The organism is Rhizobium sp. 2MFCol3.1, from assembly GCF_000377565.1.
GTDB lineage: Bacteria > Pseudomonadota > Alphaproteobacteria > Rhizobiales > Rhizobiaceae > Rhizobium.
Genome location: NZ_KB898368.1, coordinates 1 through 15,935, shown reverse-complemented (window position 1 = coordinate 15,935; position 15,935 = coordinate 1). Strand labels below are relative to the sequence as shown.

Annotated in this window: 16 protein-coding genes; 8 read left to right on the top strand and 8 right to left on the bottom strand. The window is 64.1% G+C overall.

The window, feature by feature from the left end:
• Positions 1-169 precede the first annotated feature (169 nt).
• The 4 genes from D460_RS0124220 to D460_RS0124205 all read right to left on the bottom strand — a co-directional run bounded on the left by D460_RS0124220 (position 170) and on the right by D460_RS0124205 (position 3,711).
• Complete coding sequence (locus tag D460_RS0124220; protein WP_018901187.1) at positions 170-547, bottom strand: Na+/H+ antiporter subunit C; 378 nt, start codon at positions 545-547, stop codon at positions 170-172.
• Positions 547-966 (bottom strand): Na(+)/H(+) antiporter subunit B, encoded by a 420-nt coding sequence (locus D460_RS0124215; protein ID WP_018901186.1) that lies wholly within the window; start codon positions 964-966, stop codon positions 547-549. The genes D460_RS0124220 and D460_RS0124215 overlap by 1 nt, the downstream gene beginning before the upstream one ends.
• On the bottom strand, positions 963-3,341 hold the full coding sequence (locus tag D460_RS0124210) for a putative monovalent cation/H+ antiporter subunit A (RefSeq protein ID WP_018901185.1): 2,379 nt from the start codon (positions 3,339-3,341) through the stop codon (positions 963-965). The genes D460_RS0124215 and D460_RS0124210 overlap by 4 nt, the downstream gene beginning before the upstream one ends.
• Positions 3,342-3,495: 154 nt before the next feature.
• Positions 3,496-3,711, bottom strand: coding sequence for a hypothetical protein (locus tag D460_RS0124205; protein WP_018901184.1), 216 nt, complete (start codon positions 3,709-3,711; stop codon positions 3,496-3,498).
• A gap of 235 nt (positions 3,712-3,946) precedes the next feature.
• Here D460_RS0124205 and D460_RS0124200 point away from each other — a divergent pair, with 235 nt between their 5' ends.
• The 3 genes from D460_RS0124200 to msrB all read left to right on the top strand — a co-directional run bounded on the left by D460_RS0124200 (position 3,947) and on the right by msrB (position 5,834).
• Positions 3,947-4,759 carry a class I SAM-dependent methyltransferase gene (locus D460_RS0124200; RefSeq protein ID WP_018901183.1) on the top strand — a complete coding sequence of 271 codons (813 nt, stop codon included), beginning with the start codon at positions 3,947-3,949 and terminating at the stop codon, positions 4,757-4,759.
• 86 nt (positions 4,760-4,845) lie between these two features.
• Positions 4,846-5,292 (top strand): hypothetical protein, encoded by a 447-nt coding sequence (locus D460_RS0124195; RefSeq protein ID WP_018901182.1) that lies wholly within the window; start codon positions 4,846-4,848, stop codon positions 5,290-5,292.
• A 131-nt stretch (positions 5,293-5,423) separates the two neighbouring features.
• Positions 5,424-5,834 (top strand): peptide-methionine (R)-S-oxide reductase MsrB, encoded by a 411-nt coding sequence (gene msrB / locus D460_RS0124190; protein ID WP_018901181.1) that lies wholly within the window; start codon positions 5,424-5,426, stop codon positions 5,832-5,834.
• Between the two features lie 683 nt (positions 5,835-6,517).
• Here the strand turns inward: msrB and D460_RS0124185 are convergent.
• A complete protein-coding gene (locus D460_RS0124185) occupies positions 6,518-7,024 on the bottom strand; it encodes a GNAT family N-acetyltransferase (RefSeq protein WP_018901180.1) in 507 nt (168 codons plus the stop codon).
• A gap of 26 nt (positions 7,025-7,050) precedes the next feature.
• Between D460_RS0124185 and D460_RS0124180 the strand changes: the two genes are divergently transcribed.
• Entirely contained in the window at positions 7,051-7,617 is a 567-nt protein-coding gene (locus D460_RS0124180; RefSeq protein ID WP_026283484.1) for an XRE family transcriptional regulator, read from the top strand.
• 12 nt (positions 7,618-7,629) lie between these two features.
• Here D460_RS0124180 and D460_RS0124175 read toward each other — a convergent pair whose 3' ends face one another.
• A complete protein-coding gene (locus tag D460_RS0124175) occupies positions 7,630-8,301 on the bottom strand; it encodes a hemolysin III family protein (RefSeq protein WP_018901178.1) in 672 nt (223 codons plus the stop codon).
• A 149-nt stretch (positions 8,302-8,450) separates the two neighbouring features.
• On the bottom strand, positions 8,451-8,870 hold the full coding sequence (locus tag D460_RS0124170; protein ID WP_018901177.1) for a universal stress protein: 420 nt from the start codon (positions 8,868-8,870) through the stop codon (positions 8,451-8,453).
• A 222-nt stretch (positions 8,871-9,092) separates the two neighbouring features.
• Between D460_RS0124170 and D460_RS0124165 the strand changes: the two genes are divergently transcribed.
• Positions 9,093-10,070: a VOC family protein gene (locus D460_RS0124165; RefSeq protein WP_026283483.1), complete on the top strand. Its 978-nt coding sequence runs from the start codon at positions 9,093-9,095 to the stop codon at positions 10,068-10,070.
• 176 nt (positions 10,071-10,246) lie between these two features.
• On the opposite strand, the gene D460_RS0124160 is transcribed toward D460_RS0124165, so the two are convergent.
• Positions 10,247-11,173 (bottom strand): LysR family transcriptional regulator, encoded by a 927-nt coding sequence (locus D460_RS0124160; protein ID WP_018901175.1) that lies wholly within the window; start codon positions 11,171-11,173, stop codon positions 10,247-10,249.
• Positions 11,174-11,401: 228 nt separating this feature from the next.
• Between D460_RS0124160 and D460_RS0124155 the strand changes: the two genes are divergently transcribed.
• From D460_RS0124155 to D460_RS0124145, 3 genes are all read left to right on the top strand, one after another.
• Positions 11,402-12,913: an MFS transporter gene (locus D460_RS0124155; protein WP_051110828.1), complete on the top strand. Its 1,512-nt coding sequence runs from the start codon at positions 11,402-11,404 to the stop codon at positions 12,911-12,913.
• A 201-nt stretch (positions 12,914-13,114) separates the two neighbouring features.
• Positions 13,115-14,281, top strand: coding sequence for an AI-2E family transporter (locus tag D460_RS0124150; protein WP_018901173.1), 1,167 nt, complete (start codon positions 13,115-13,117; stop codon positions 14,279-14,281).
• A gap of 7 nt (positions 14,282-14,288) precedes the next feature.
• Positions 14,289-15,578, top strand: a complete 1,290-nt coding sequence (locus tag D460_RS0124145) for an FAD-dependent oxidoreductase (protein ID WP_018901172.1) — start codon at positions 14,289-14,291, stop codon at positions 15,576-15,578.
• Positions 15,579-15,935 lie beyond the last annotated feature (357 nt).

The window sequence follows — 15,935 nt, the reverse complement described above, 5'->3', positions numbered from 1 at the left end:
TCTGCCCTGCCGGACATCTCCCCCACAAGGGGGGAGATTGCCTGGGCTCGGCCGCTCGCTCCACGTTCATTGGTTGGCTGGGAGTCAGCCGCGAGTCGATCTCCCCCCTTGTGGGGGAGATGCCCGGCAGGGCAGAGGGGGGTAACCCGCGGCACAACACCCCTCATCATCAATAGCCCACCGGCGGCGACGTCGGCTGGTCGGGCTCGGCCACCCGCATCTCGTCGGTATTGTCAGTGCCGATGTCCTGATAGGCGCGGTAGGTCAGCACCAGCAGGAAGGCGAGCAGCGAAAAGGAGATGACGATCGCCGTCAGGATCAGCGCCTGCGGCAGCGGGTTGGCTGACCCCGATGGCAGCGCGTCGAGGCCGTCGGGGATGATCGGCGGCACTTCGCGGGTGAGCCGGCCCGATGTGAAGAGCAGGAGGTTGACGGCGTTGCCGAGGATGGCGATGCCCAGCATGATGCGGATCGAGAATTTCGACAGCATCAGATAGACGGCGGCGGTGAAGAACAGGCCGACGAGGATGGCGAAGAGCGGCTCCATCATTCGACCTCCCGTTCTTCCAGCGACAGCGCGATCGAGGTGACCGCACCGACCACGACGAGATAGACGCCGATATCGAACAGCATGACGGATGACAGCGGCACCTCGACGCCAGCAATCCTGGGATAGATCCAGAGGCCGGTCATGAAGGGCACGGCGAAAAGGATCGAGATGAGGCCGGCCAGAGAGGACATCAATAGGCCGGCGCCTGCGATCGACAGCGGGTGGAAGACGATGGCGCGGCGCACGGCACCGGTACCCCTGATGATGCCGAAGATCGCCAGCGCGGAGGCCGCGATCAGCCCGCCGATGAAGCCGCCGCCGGGCTCATTATGGCCGCGCAGCAGCACGAACACCGAGAAGAGCAGCATCAGCGCGGTCAGCACGGGGGCGATGGTGCGGGAGATCAACGTATTCATGGGCGCTCCACTCCGAGATCATCGGGCGCATCGGGGTCGTTTGCGGCAAGCTTGCGCTCGGCCCCTGCCCGGACGCGGATCAGCGCCAGGATGGCAAGGCCGGTCATGGAGACGACGGCGATCTCGCCGAGCGTGTCGGTGCCGCGGAAATCGACGATGATGACGTTCACGACATTGGCGCCGTGGGCGATGGTTTTCGAATAGGTGTTGAAGAAATCGCTGAGCGTGGCGCTGAATGGCGCCTCGGTCGCCTTCATCAACAGCAGCGTCAGGCCCACGCCGCAGGCGAGCGCCACCGCGCCGTCGAAGAGCATCTGGCGAAGAGGGCGTGGATCGGTGTGCGAGAGGCGCAGCCGCGTCATGACCAGCGCGAGGATGACGACCGAGAGTGTCTCGACCATGAACTGGGTGAAGGCGAGATCCGGCGCGCCGAAGAGCAGGAAGATCAGCGCCACGGCAAAGCCCTGGATGCCGAGCGAGACGATCGCCGTCAGCCGGTCGCGGGCAATGATCACGGCGACGAGCCCGATGACTGCGAGCAGGAAGACGCCCCATTCATGAATCTGCACGCCCGCCGGCCAGGCCGGCAGCGACGGCCCCTCGCCGAACAGCCAGAGCGGCAGGAGCAAGGTGGCCGCGACCGCGAGGAAGGTGCAGGTGACGTAGATCTCCAGCCGGCCGGGCTGCAGGATGCGGGTGACGCGCACGGAGAAGGAGACGAGGCCCGACATGGCGTTGTCGAAGCCCTGGTCCGGTCCCGGCCCCAATCTCTGCAACAGCGCCGCCATCAGCGCGCGGGCGCGATCGAGCTGCCAGTAGACGGCGATGCCGAGCGCGATGGTGAAGAGCGACAGCAGCAGCGGCAGCCCGATATGCGGCGCGAGCGAGCTCTCGATCGTGGTCGTCGCGCCCCTGATGGACGAGGCCATCGGCGAGGAGATGAAGCGGTGCGTGGTCGCTGAAAACAGCGCCGCGAGAAGGCCGAGCATGGCCAGCACGGCGGGGCCGAGCCAGAGAAGCGGCGGGGCTTCGTGCGGATGCTTCGGCGTTTCGACCGGGGCGCCGAGGAAGGGTTTCAGGGCGACGGCGAAGGCGATGGCGAACATCAGCACGTTGGCCGCAATCACCAGAATGGCAAAGAGGATCGAGCGCGGATCGCCATCGGCAAGGGCCGCATAGATCTCCTCCTTGGCGAGAAAGCCCGCGAATGGCGGCAGGCCGCCCATCGAGAGGGCGGCGGCGAGCGCGATTAGAAAGGTGAGCGGCATTGCCGTCCTCAACCCTCTGAGGCGGGTGACGTCGCGGGTGCCGGTCTCGTGGTCAATGATCCCCGACACCATGAACAGCGCGCCCTTGAACAGCGCGTGGGCGACCAGATAGAGCGCCGCCGCCTCGATGGCATAATCGGAGCCGAAGCCGGTCAAGAGAACCAAGAGGCCGAGCGAGGAGACGGTGGTGTAGGCGAGCTTCAGCTTCAGGTCGGTCTGGCGGATGGCGAGCAGCGCGCCGACGAGAAGCGTGACGCCGCCGAAGAGCGGCAGGATGAACATCCAAGGTGCCGTGCCGCCCATGACGGGATTGAGGCGCATCAGGAGATAGACGCCGGCTTTGACCATGGTCGCCGAATGCAGATAGGCAGAAACCGGCGTCGGCGCTTCCATGGCGTTGGGCAGCCAGGCGTGAAACGGATATTGCGCCGACTTGGTGAAGGCGCCGCCGAGGATGAGCAGCAGGATCGGCATGTAATAGGGGTTGGCGCGCAAGAGATCGCCCGATTGCAGCAGCACCGAGAGCTCGGACGCGCCTGTCGTGCTCCAGATCATCAACAGGCCGGCGAGCAGCAGCAATCCGCCGCCGCCGGTGATGACCAGCGCCTGCAACGCTGCGCGGCGCGAGGCCCCGCGGCGGTGATCGAAGCCGATCAGCAGGAAGGAGGTGATCGATGTCAGCTCCCAGAAGACGAAGAGCATCAGGAAATTGTCGGAGACGACAAGACCGAGCATCGCGCCCATGAACAGGAAGATGAAAGAGAAGAAGCGGCCGAGATCGGGATGGCCCTTCAGATAACCGCCGGCATACAGCACGACCAGGGTGCCGATGCCTGATATCAGCAGCGCGAAGGTGACCGACAGACCGTCGAGCATCCAGGCGAAATCGAGATTGAGGCTCGGCGCCCAGGCATAACCGCCGCGAATGACGGTTCCGGCCGCGATCTCCGGCAGAAGGCTTGCGAAGCGCAGGAAAGCAAGAAGCGGCGCGAGCGCCAGCAGCCAGGCGGCGTTGTGGCCGAATGCGCGGACGAGAAACGGTGCAAGGACGGCGCCAAGAAATGGCAGGCACAGAGCCGCAAACGTCAATGCCGTGCCATCGGCCATCCAGCCTCCCCTACCCCTCGAAATCCGCGAATCCGAAGCAAATCAGATGCCTCAAGGTTTAGAAGAAGAGCGCCGCCATCTCAAGCTTTGATCGGCCAAATGAGGGTTTGGACGCATCGCGCGCGGGGACGGATGGCGGCGCAAAGAGGATTGATCAGCCGGCTCTCGTCAGGCGCGGCATGCGTCTTGGCGCGAGCAGCGCATGCAGGAAAAACGCGGTCAGCAGCAACGGCCAGAGCGAACAGGCGGCAAGGCCGAAGCCGCGCGCCAGCGTCCATCCGCCCCTCATGGCCCAGCCTTCGAGCGCCGTCATCAGCATGAAGATGCTCGAGATCGCGCAATAGGCGCTGACAACAATTGTATCGCTCATCTCAGCACCCCCCGATGCTTTCCATTGCCCCGATGATTGGGCCCGATGCTTGCGTTTCATCAAGTATAGCCAGGATCAGGGGCGACATTAGCTGGCTCTTATGATGAGCCGGCGTTCATCCGAACGGGCGATGCGATGAAGGGCGCCGCAGCCGAGCTTGAGACGAGCGGCAGACGGCGTTTCGTGGTAGTCTCCTCGCGATAGCAAATGCCAATCATCAAGGGAGGATGAGGCGATGCTGGAAGCGGACAAGATCTTTGCCGGCTCCGTTCCGGCAAATTACGACCGCCACATGGTGCCCCTGATTTTCGCGTCCTATGCCGCCGACCTAGCGCGGCGGGCAGCCGCCCTCAAGCCAAAGGCGGTGCTCGAGATCGCGGCCGGCACCGGCGCCGTCACACGGGCGCTGGCGCCATTGCTCCCGCCTGGCGCGACCTATATCGCGACCGATCTCAACCAGGCCATGCTCGACTACGCCCGCTTGCACCAGCCGGCCGACGACCGTGTCGTCTGGCGACAGGCCGATGCCATGGCGCTACCCTTCCAGGATGCGAGTTTCGACCTCGTCTGCTGCCAGTTCGGGGCGATGTTCTTTCCGGATCGACCGGCCGCCTATCGCGAGGCACGGCGGGTGCTCAAGCCAAACGGCCGGCTTCTGTTCAGCGTCTGGGACCGGATCGAGACCAATGTGTTCGCCGACGACGTGACCAAGGCGCTCGCCACCGTGTTTCCTGACGACCCGCCGCGCTTCGCCGAGCGCACGCCGCACGGCTATCACGACCGCAACCAGATCCGCGACGATCTCGCGCGCGCCGGATTCCGCGAGATCGATATCGACACACGCGCCGATATCAGCCGCGCGCCGTCCGCCCGCCAGGTGGCGGTCGCCTATTGCCAGGGAACGCCCTTGCGCGGCGAGATCGAGGCGCGGAACCCCGCGAAGCTCGAGGCTGCCACCAGGGCGGCGGAGGCGGCGCTCGCGGGCAAGCACGGCAACGGCGAGATCGCCGCGAAGATCCAGGCGCATGTGATCCTGGCTTCGGGGTAGGTTTGTCTCATCCAGCCCATTGCGCGGCCCGGCCTCTCTGGCGCATAGGAAGATTCAAAACGGAATCAATCCTTTAGGGAATCGCAATGAACCTTATCGAAGAGCGCGTGGCGATGGCGCGAGCGGGTACAAACCCTTATGTCATTTGCCGCATGCGTTCCGGCTGGCTTGTGATCGGCGACGTGCAGCCGCTGCCAGGCTACTCTCTGCTGCTGGCGGATCCCATCGTGCCCAGCCTCAACGATCTCTCTCCCGAAGCACGCGCCGCCTTTCTCGGCGACATGGCGATCGCGGGCGACGCGCTGCTTTCCGCCACCGGTTGCGCCCGGGTGAACTACGAGATCTGGGGCAATGCGGAGCCTGCGCTGCACGCGCATATCATGCCGCGCTATCTGACCGAGCCCGAGGACAAGCGCCACCGCCCGGCCTGCATGGGCTATTCGTGGGCAGAGGCAGCGAAATCCGGCGATGGCGAGGCCGCGCTGGTCGCTAAGCTGCGAGAGTATATCGAGGCGCAGCGGGCTGTGATCTGATCGACACGGCGGCCGCGAACTCGACCTTCGGACGCGCGCGGTCCCTTGATCGTTCGCGTCAACAGCACCACATTGCCGAGGAAATCAAAAAACACTCGCCGCAAGCCACAGCTGCGTGAAAGGAGCACTCCATGGCCGATACGACGATCGCCAAGGTTCACAAGACCGATGCCGAGTGGAAGGAACAGCTCACCCCCGAGCAGTACCGCATCACCCGCCAGCACGGCACCGAACGGGCCTTTACCGGCCCCTACTGGGATTCATTCGAAACGGGGCTCTACAGCTGCGTTTGCTGCGACGCGCCGCTGTTTCGCTCCGACACCAAGTTCGACGCCGGCTGCGGCTGGCCGAGCTATTTCGAGGCGGTTTCGCCCGAGGCGGTGACTGAATATCGCGATACCAGCCACGGCATGGTGCGCACCGAAATCCGCTGCGGCAATTGCGAGGCCCATCTCGGCCACGTCTTCCCCGACGGCCCACCGCCCACAGGCCTGCGCTACTGCATCAACGGCCACTCGATGGTGTTTACGCCGGACAAGTGATGGCGATTCGGATTGATGACGCCCGCCGCGGGAGACCGTGGCGGGCGTTTTGCGTTTGTGTGGGAAAGCAGCCCTCTCCGCCGTGGTGCTCCGACTAACACCGCGTACGACGTCGCGAAGGAAACGATTTAGCTTCAATATGCTACATACGCTTCCCACATACCAGCCGTCATGCTCGGCCTTGTGCCGAGCATCTAAGCACGTCTCCCGGAATGCAACGGTGATGGTGCTTTCGAGGTCGCCCATGCGATGCCCGGCCCGTGCACTGAGTAATCCATTCACGTCCAGCCTGTTGCACCGTGGTTAGATCCTCGGGACGAGCCCGAGGATGACTCCGCGAGGGAGGAAACGCGGGCGTTTCAATGGGTTGCCGGGTCGAGGCTCCGCCGTTTCGATCATTTACTGACGCCGGCCACATACTCAGCCGTCATGCTCGGCCTTGTGCCGAGCATCTAAGCACGTCTCCCGGAATGCAACGGTGATGGTGCTTTCGACGGGCGCCCATGCGATGCCGGCGCGCGCACTGGGTGGTCCATTCACGTCCAACCCGTTGCACCGTGGTTAGATCCTCGGGACGAGCCCGAGGATGACGTCGCGAGGGAGGAAACGCTTGCGTTTCAATGGGTTGCCGAATTCATACCTCACCGTTTCAATGGCGTTCCCGCGCGCGCCTCACTCCGTCGTCAGCCCGGCACCCGCAACTCCATGAACGTCAGGTCCAGCCAGCGGCCGAACTTGGTGCCGACTTCGTGGAAGGTGCCGCCGTTGCGGAAGCCTAGTTTTTCGTGCAGCGCGATGGAGGCCTGGTTGCCGGCCTCGATGCCGGCGATCATGACGTGGATGCCGGTTTCGCCGGCGCGCTTGATCAGCGCCGTCATCAATTGCTTGCCGATGCCCACCCCTTGGTGATCCTTTTCGACATAGACGGAGTGCTCGACCGTGTGGCGGAAGCCCTCGAAGGCGCGCCAGTCGCCATAGGAGGCGTAGCCTGCGATCTTGCCGTCCCTCTCGGCGACCAGAACCGGGAAGCCGCGGGCGCGGCGCATGGCGAACCATTCCCGGCGGTTGTCGAGACCGACCACCGTTTCGTTCCAGATCGCCGTCGTGTGCTCCACCGCGTGGTTGTAGATATCGCGGATCGCGGCCAGATCGGCTTCGGTGGCGTCGCGGATGAGGGTGGCTTGCGTCATGATGGTCTATCCACTATAAATTCACTATGTCCACTATATCAGACAATTTCGATCGCTGTCTAGGCGATCGCGTCCGCGCCGAGCGGGAATTGCGAGGATGGTCGCTGAGCGACCTCTCGGACCACTCCGGCGTATCGCGGGCGATGATCCACAAGGTGGAGCGCGGCGAGAGCAGCCCGACGGCCTCGCTTTTGGGCAAGCTCTGCGGCGCCTTCGGGCTGACGGTATCGTCGCTGATCGCGCGCGCCGAGGCGGGCAGCCAGCGGCTACGCCGGCGCGAAGACCAGCCGCTGTGGACCGATCCGGAGACCGGCTATACGCGGCGTCATGTTTCGCCGGATGGCAGCCCGTTCGACATCGTCGAAGTCGAACTGCCCTCAGGTGCCCGCGTCGCCTACCCGGCCGCATCCTTCGTGTTTCTGCGGCAATGCATCTGGGTGACCGAGGGGGCGCTCACCTTCATCGAGGGCGAGATGGTGCATGCGCTGAAGACAGGCGACTGCCTGTTGCTCGGGCCGGCGGTGGATTGCGAGTTTCGCAACGATAGCGACGCGGCCTGCCGCTATGTGGTGACGCTGACGAAGACTGGATGAGGTTCCGTGAGCCTAGGCCGGGCTCATGCTGAAGCAGGTGAGCACCGCGGTGTAATGGACCGCGGCGGCGGCGACGACGAAGCCGTGCCAGATGGCGTTCTGGAAGCGAAGCTTTTCCCAGACGTGGAAGATCACGCCGAGCGAATAGATGATGCCGCCGATGACGATCAGGAGCATCGAGGCATAGGGGATGCGCTCGGCGACCGGGCCCGCGACCATCACGCCGCTCCAGCCCATGGCGAGATAGAGCAGGATCGCCAGACGATCATAGCGGCCGGGGAAGACGCATTTCAGGAACACGCCCATGAAGGCCACGGCCCAGATGCCGATGAGCATGCCGAGAAGTAGCGGATTGTCGGCGCCGCGCTCGAGGAACGGGGTGTAGGTGGCGGCGATCAGGATGAAGATCGAGGAATGGTCGAGCCGGCGCAGGAACCACTTGGTGCGCGAGACCGGCCAGGCGTTGTAGGAGAACGAAATGCCGAGCGTCAGCACCAGGCCGAGGCTGTAGATCCAGGCGGCGGCCAGTTCGCCATGCGAGGACCAGACGGTGGCGTAGAAGATCAGCACGGTGGCGCCGACCAGCGCGAGCGCCAGCCCGATGCCGTGGACGATGCCATCGGCGATCAGCTCATATTTGTCATAAGCCCAGCGGATGCCGTTGAACTCGCCCATGCAGACCATGCCCCATTCGTTACACCGGGATCGTCGCATCGAAATGGTTTGCGCGCAACACAAGCGCTGTGTGTCCGGTATAAATCTTCGTGAAGCCGGATGAGACGGGAGGCCGTGGCAGCCTCCCGCATCTCCGCCTCCCGTTTATGGCGTTGCCGCTACCCCTTGCGGCGGTCGACCAGCACCGAGCATTTGGCATGGCGCACGACGCGGTCGGCGGTGGCGCCGATGAAGTAATTGCTGAAATCGGGCATGTGCGAGGAGAGGATGATGAGGTCGGCCTGGTTGGCCTCGGCCGAGGCGATGATGCCGCTGGCGGGCCGGCCATGGCTGATCTCGACGCGGGCGGGAATGCCGGTGCTGACGATCAGCCCCTGCAGCTTCTCCTCAGCATCCTTGGCGGCGTTTTCGATCAGGTCGACGGGGATATCGACGCCGAGATAGGTCGGGATGTCCTCAACGACGTTGAGCAGGATGATCTCGCCGCCGCTGTCGAGCAGCGAGGCGGCCTTGCGGAAGGTCATGTCTCCATTGGCCAGCGCGCCGATTTCGACCGCGACGATGATCTTCCTGTACATGATGCAACTCCTCTGTGACTGCATGTAATGGTGACAATATCCTCCTGAAATACATATGGCGCTTTGATTGAGATCAAGCTGGAAGCTCGATCGGGACCAATCCAGTGCGCGGAAGTCGTCAATGGATATCGAACGCTTCATCGTCAAAAACGGGACTTCTGTGAACAATCGCGATGCGCCATATAGGATGCAAGTACAGCGGCCAGAGGACCCATCACACGCATGAACCGGCGAACCTTCCTTGGCATCGCTATGGGCAGCAGTTTGCTGCCCGAGGGCAGCATCTTTGCTGCCGGCGCCGGTACGCCCTCCTTATCCCGGGCAGGAGACCCTAAGATGACCACCACACAGACTTCCTACGCGCTGACGCGCCCTGCCTATGTCGATCACTCGCATCTGGTCGTGACCGACCTCCCGACCGTTTCGGCCTTCTACCAGTCGATGCTCGGGCTTAAGGTCATCGAGAAGACGGCGAGCGGCGAAGTGCTTGGCGTCGGCGAAACGCCGCTTTTGACGCTGACGACGGGCAAGGATGTGCGCACCGCGCCGCGCAACGCCGCAGGCCTCTTCCACACCGCTTTCCTGATGCCATCGCGCGTCGAGTTGGCCCGGTGGTTGCGCCATGCCGCGCATAACAATGTGGTTCTCGACGGCGCGTCCGACCATCTGGTCAGCGAGGCAATCTATCTCTCCGACCCCGAGGGCAACGGCATCGAGATCTATTCGGACCGCTCGCCCATGCAATGGAAATTCCACCAGGATGGCCAGGTGGAGATGGCGACCCACCGGCTCGACCTGCAGGCGCTCTATGAGAGCGCGCCACAGGATACTTGGACCGGCATGGCCGATGGCTCGGCGATCGGGCACATCCACCTGCAGGTCGGCAATATTCCCGAGGCCGACCAGTTCTATCGCGACGTTCTCGGCCTGAAGATCATGGCGCGCTATCCCGGCGCCAGCTTCTTTGCCACCGGCGACTACCACCACCATGTCGCCGCCAACATCTGGAACAGCCGCGGCGCGGGCGCCCGCACCGAGGCGATGACCGGGCTTTCCGACTACGCGCTGCGCTTCAACGACACCGCAGCGCTTGATAAGGCCGTCGCCAAGCTCGACGAACTCGAGATCAAGAGCGAGAAGCGCGACGGCGGCGTGTTCCTGCGCGACCCGTGGGGGATCGGGCTGACGCTGTCGGCTTGATCAGGGAATACGACACGTCTGGCGAATGACGCCAAACACTCCACCCTCATCCCGGCCTTGAGCCGGGATCCAGCAGCGTCGCGTCCGCGACGCGGAAGAGTCTTTTCAACCCAAGGACTTGGGTTGGCTGGATTCCTGTGACAAGCACAGGAATGAGGGAGAGATGATGACAACCCTCACGTCGGCCATGCCGGTGCGGCCGGGCTTTCGAGGTGGTCGGCGAAGAGGGTTTCGGTGAGGTAATCGACCAGCACGCGGACCTTGGGCGACAAATGCCGGTTCGAGGGCCAGAGCATGTGGAACTGGCCGGGGCCGTCGATATGATCGTCGAGCACGGTGCGCAGCCGGCCTTCCGCCAGCCGGCGCCTTGCCAGGAAATCAGGCATGCAGCCGATGCCGAGACCGGCCTCCACCGCGCCGCCCAACGCTTCCATATTGTTGCAGACGAGCAGGCTGCGGATTGCCAGTTCAGGCGCGCCTGATGGCATGGCAAGCGGCCAGTCCTGCAGCTTGCCGCTGTTGGGAAAGAGAAAGCGGATGGCGGCGTGGCCGGCGAGATCGGCCGGGGTCTTCGGCGTGCCGTGCGCCTCCAGATAATCGGGTGCTGCGCAGAGCAGCATGCGGAACGGCCGCAGCGCCCGCGACATCAGCCGGGAATCCTGCAGGTCGCCGCTGCGGATCGCCACATCGACGCCCTCGTCGATCAGATCGACGATGCGGTCGTTGAAATCGAGATCGAGTTCCACTTCCGGATAGAGGCGAACGAAGCCGGGGACGACGGGCAGCAGAAGATGATAGCTGACCAGCGGCAGACTGAGGCGTAGCCGGCCGCGCGGGGTGGCGACGGCAGCCGCAAGAGAGGCCTGCGCGTCCTCGAGATCGTCAAGCACGCGGCGGCAGCGCTCGTGGAACAGCCGCCCCTCCTCCGTCAGCCTTATGCTGCGCGTCGAGCGCTGGAAGAGCCGCACGCCGACCTGCCGTTCGAGCGTCGTCACCGCCTTGCCGACGGCGGACGCCGACAGGCCGAGCACGCGCCCGGCGGCGACGAAGCTGCCAAGATCGGCGGTTTTCACGAAGGCCGACAAGCCGCTGAGCTGATCCATATTGCGCTTTCCACGCTCTCTATTCGAGCAAATTTTTCCACGATGAACGGCACTATAGGCCACTTATCGCACGATTGAAGCGAATTTATCTTGTCTGTGCTTTCGGCGATAGGCCTCCCGCTGTCGCCGCGCTTCACCTTTCACACAGGCGGATTTCTCATGACACGACAACTCTCGACACCGCTTGGCGCCACCGGCGCAAGCCAAGCCGGCAACATCAGGAAGATCATGGCGCTGATCGGCATCTGCGCTGCCGCGGCCGCCATGCCGCTGACCTTCACCGGACCGGCGGTGGCGCTGCCGGCGATCAGCCGTGATCTCGGCGGCAGCCCGATCGCGCTCAACTGGGTGACCAATGCCTTCATGCTGACCTTCGGCAGCAGCCTGATGGCATCAGGCGCGCTCGCCGACAGCTATGGCCGCAAGCGCATCTTTCTCACGGGCCTCGTGGCCTTCCTGCTGTTTTCCGCAGGCCTCGCCTTCGCGCCCGATATCGTCTGGTTCGACGTGCTGAGAGCGTTGCAGGGCATGGGTGCCGCGGCCGCCTTTTCCGGCGGCATGGCGGCGCTGGCGCAGGAATTCGACGGCAATGCGCGGATGCGGGCCTTCAGCATCGTCGGCTCCAGCTTCGGCGTCGGCCTCGCCTTCGGACCGATCGCCTCCGGCTTTATGGTCGACAGCTTCGGCTGGCCGGCGATCTTCGCGCTGGTCGTGGGGCTCGCCACCATCGCCTTCATTCTCGGCTCCATCTTCCTGCACGAGACGCGCGATCCGGAGGCCACGGGGCTCGACTGGGCGGGTGCGGCAAGTTTCACGCTGGCATTGGCGTTGTTCACCTATGGCGTGCTACTGGCGCCGGAGAATGGCTGGGGCAGTCCTTCCGTCGTGGCGCTGCTTGTCGCCTCGGCCGCACTTTTGGCGGGCTTCTGGCTGATCGAGCGGAGAACGGCGCGGCCGATGCTCGACCTGACGCTGTTTCGCTATCCGCGCTTCGTCGGCGTGCAGCTCTTGGCCGCCGCACCGGCTTATGCCTTCGTGGTGCTGCTCATCCTGCTTCCCGTGCGCCTCGTCGGTATCGACGGCATGAGCGAGGTCGGCGCCGGACAGATGATGATCGCGCTATCCGGCCCGTTGCTGGTGCTGCCCATCGTCGCCGGCCTGTTGACGCGCTGGTTTACGGCGGCCGTTATCTGCGGCGTCGGGCTGCTGATCGCGGCGGGTGGACTGTTCTGGCTGTCGACCATTCCGGCGGGCGTACCGACCTCGCAGCCGATGCTTCTGATCGGGCCGCTTCTGACGATCGGCATCGGCATCAGCCTGCCCTGGGGCCTGATGGACGGACTTGCCGTGAGCGTCGTGCCGAAGGAACGGGCCGGCATGGCGACGGGGATTTTCAGCACGACCCGCGTTGCCGGCGAAGGCGTGGCGCTCGCCATCGTCAGCGCGGTGCTTTCGGCGCTGGTTGGCGCCCGGCTTGGGTCAGGTCTTGGTGGGTCAGGTGAAGAGGCGGCGCGTGCGGCGCAGCGGTTGGTGACCGGCGATCTTGGCGCCGCGGCGGCCGTGATGCCTCAGATGGGTCGCGAGGCGCTGGCGCTGAACTATGCGCAGGCCTTCAGCACGCTGCTGATCCTCTTGGCGAGCATCACCATTTTCACGGCGGTCGTGGTGGTGGCGTTTCTCGGCCGCAAGGAGCCGGAGACAGTCTCGGAAGCGGCCGTTTGTGACAGTCCGGCGAGCTAAAATATCGGATCTGGCAGGGCCGCGACGGTGCTCCGATCGGGCACGAAACGCAGCGGCCCTGCCTCCCCGCCGTTGCGTTCCTGATGATGCGCCTCAGATGAGGCGAGAATTCGGCATTCCCGCTTTGACACAGGCGGAACCGGAATGAGTTTCGCGGCGTTCTAGGTGCGAAGCACAGGGGCTTCCGGGGAACGACTATTCATGGGTATTGCCAACGGCATTCGCAAACAGGCGAGCAAGATCGCGATCGGAGAGCGGCGGGTCAGTTCATGGGCGAAAAACATGACCGACGCAGAGGAAGCCTTAATACAGGCGCCGGTGCGGCGTTTGGAGAAGGATGGCCTAGACATTTCAATGGCCTGGGCGATCATCGGCATCTTCGTGATCCTCGCTCTTTCGGCCGTCTATATGATGTCGCTGGTTCTGATCCCGCTGACGCTTGCCATTGTCGTCGGCATGATCCTCGGGATGCTCGCGGAGAAGCTGACGAAGCTCGGCGTGCCCCGCATCACCAACGCCGTGATCCTATCCTCGGCCGTGGCGCTCATCATCTTCCTCGTCGCCAATTCGCTTGCAGGCCCGCTGACGACGCTTGCCAACGAGGGCCCGGACTTTGCCGAGAAGACGGCGAACCGGCTGATGCCCTATCTTGAGCGCATCAAGTGGCTGCATATCACGCCCGAGACCTTCCAGAGCGGCCCGATGTCGGCAGAGAAGCTCCTGGAGAATACCGGCAACATCCTGCATCTCGTGACGGCGAACCTGACGCCGGCCCTGGTGCAGGCGCTGATCTTCTTCGCCGCACTTCTGCTCTTCCTGATGGGCCGCGTCAGCCTGCGCAAGTCGATCATCATGGTCTTTCGCGAGCGCTCGCAGCGGCTCGCCGCCATCCGCGTCATCAGTAGCGTCGAGCAGGTGCTCGGCTTCTATTTCGCCACCGCCTCCGTCATCTATGCATGCCTCGGCGTCGTCATGACCATCATCGCCTATGCCGGCGGCTTGCCGTCGCCGGTGCTCTGGGGCTTCTTCGCGTTTCTCTCGAGCTTCATCCCCTATCTCGGGATCACCATGATGACGCTCGCGATCGCGATTGCCGGCATCATCACGCATGATGCGCTCGTCGTCGGGCTGATCCCGGCAGCGGCCTTCTTCACCGTCCATCTTCTGATGGAAAACCTGATCTTCCCGGCGGTGATGGGACGGCGGCTGGAGATCAACGCCTTCGTGGTGTTCCTCGCCATTCTGTTCTGGACCTGGATGTGGGGCGCCGTCGGCGCTATGCTGGCGCTGCCTCTGTCGCTGATCGTCATGACCATCATCGACGAGCTGTTCATCGAAGAAAAGCAGCAGCCGCAACTGCCGAAGTGAGGCCGCCATGTCCGAGATAGAGCTGAAAAGCCTGAGCCAGGATCGATTGACGAGCGGCCGTTCGCCCTGGGGGAACGGTGTCAGCCGCCCGGTATTCGCACCGCTCACCGATCATCTCCAGGTCGATGCCCTCGTCATCGGCGGCGGCGTGACCGGGGCGCTGATGGGGCAGCACCTGGCCGAGCGCGGCCTGTCGGTTGCGATCGTCGACCGCGAAAATCCGGGGCTGGGAAGCACGGCCGCCAGCACCGCGATGCTGCAATGGGAGATCGACAAGACGCTGACGGAGCTCGAGCAATTCTACGGCTTCGAGCGCGCCGTCGGCATCTACAGGCGCAGTGCGGCGGCTGTATCCGGTCTCGCCAAGCTGATTGCCGCCTACCGCATCGACTGCGCCTTCCAGCCGCGCCGGTCGCTTTATCTCGCCAGGAACCACGAGGGCGCGCGCGATCTCGCGGTCGAGGCCGAACTCAGGCAGCGCGCCGGGCTTCCGAGCCGCTACCTCGAACATTGCGATCTCTTCACCGAATTCGAGATCGACCGCGACGCCGGCATCCTGTCGCGCGGCTCGGCGGAGGCCGATCCGCTGCTCCTCACATGGGCGCTACTGCGAATGGCTAACAAGGATGGCGCGCGGCTCATCGATGCCTCCGTGACGAGGCTGCACAGCGAGGGCAACCGCGTGACGGCGGAAACCGACGGCGGCTTCGTGATCGAGGCGAAGACGGCGGTGCTCGCCACCGGCTACAGCCTGCCAGATATCGCGATGCCGAAACTGCACCGCACGACGTCGAGCTGGGCGATGGCGACCGTGCCGCAGGAGCCGGGCACGCTGTGGCGCGACCAGGCGCTGATCTGGGAGGACAGCCACCCCTATCTCTACATGCGGACCACGCATGACGGCCGCATTGTGGTCGGCGGCGAGGATGACGACACGGTCGATCCGGCGGCGCGCGACGCCAAGGCGCCGGAGAAGATCATGACGATCCGCGAGAAGATGAAACTGATCTGGCCCCGCGCCGACACCCGCGTCGCCACCGCCTGGTGCGGGACCTTTGGCGAAACGGCGGATGGCCTGCCGCTGATCGGGCCGGTGCCTTCATTGCCGCATGTCTACGGGGCTTATGGTTATGGCGGGAACGGGATCACGTTCTCGTATCTGGCGACGCAGGTGATCGGGGCGATGATGTCGGGGACGTATCGCGATTGGTTCGATGATTTTGCGATGGATCGGGATGGGCCGGGCGGTGGTTCGCGGCGGGATGAGACGGCAAGGGTGGAGATGGTGGTGCGGTAGAGTGGGGTTGGTGGGTGTGGCCCTTGGTTGAGGTTGTGCCCGTGGCCCCCTCATCCGCCAGCCGGCACCTTCTTGGATGATCAAAATATGAGATAGTTGTTTCTGCCGGGCGGGTGGCCACCCGCCCGGCAGCTGGTTGTCGGATCGTCACCTTCTCAGCCGTTCGGGGCTGTGGGGAGCAGGATCGCAACCGGCTCTTCATCAGGCCCGTGTGGTTGCAGGAACCTTGGGGTTCGTATCCAAGACAGGGACGACGAAGATGACCGATAATAGCATGATCTGTGCCGGAATCGATGTCGGCAAAAGCCATCTCGACATCGCCATCCATCCCGGTGACGCGCGGCTGCGGGTCGCCTA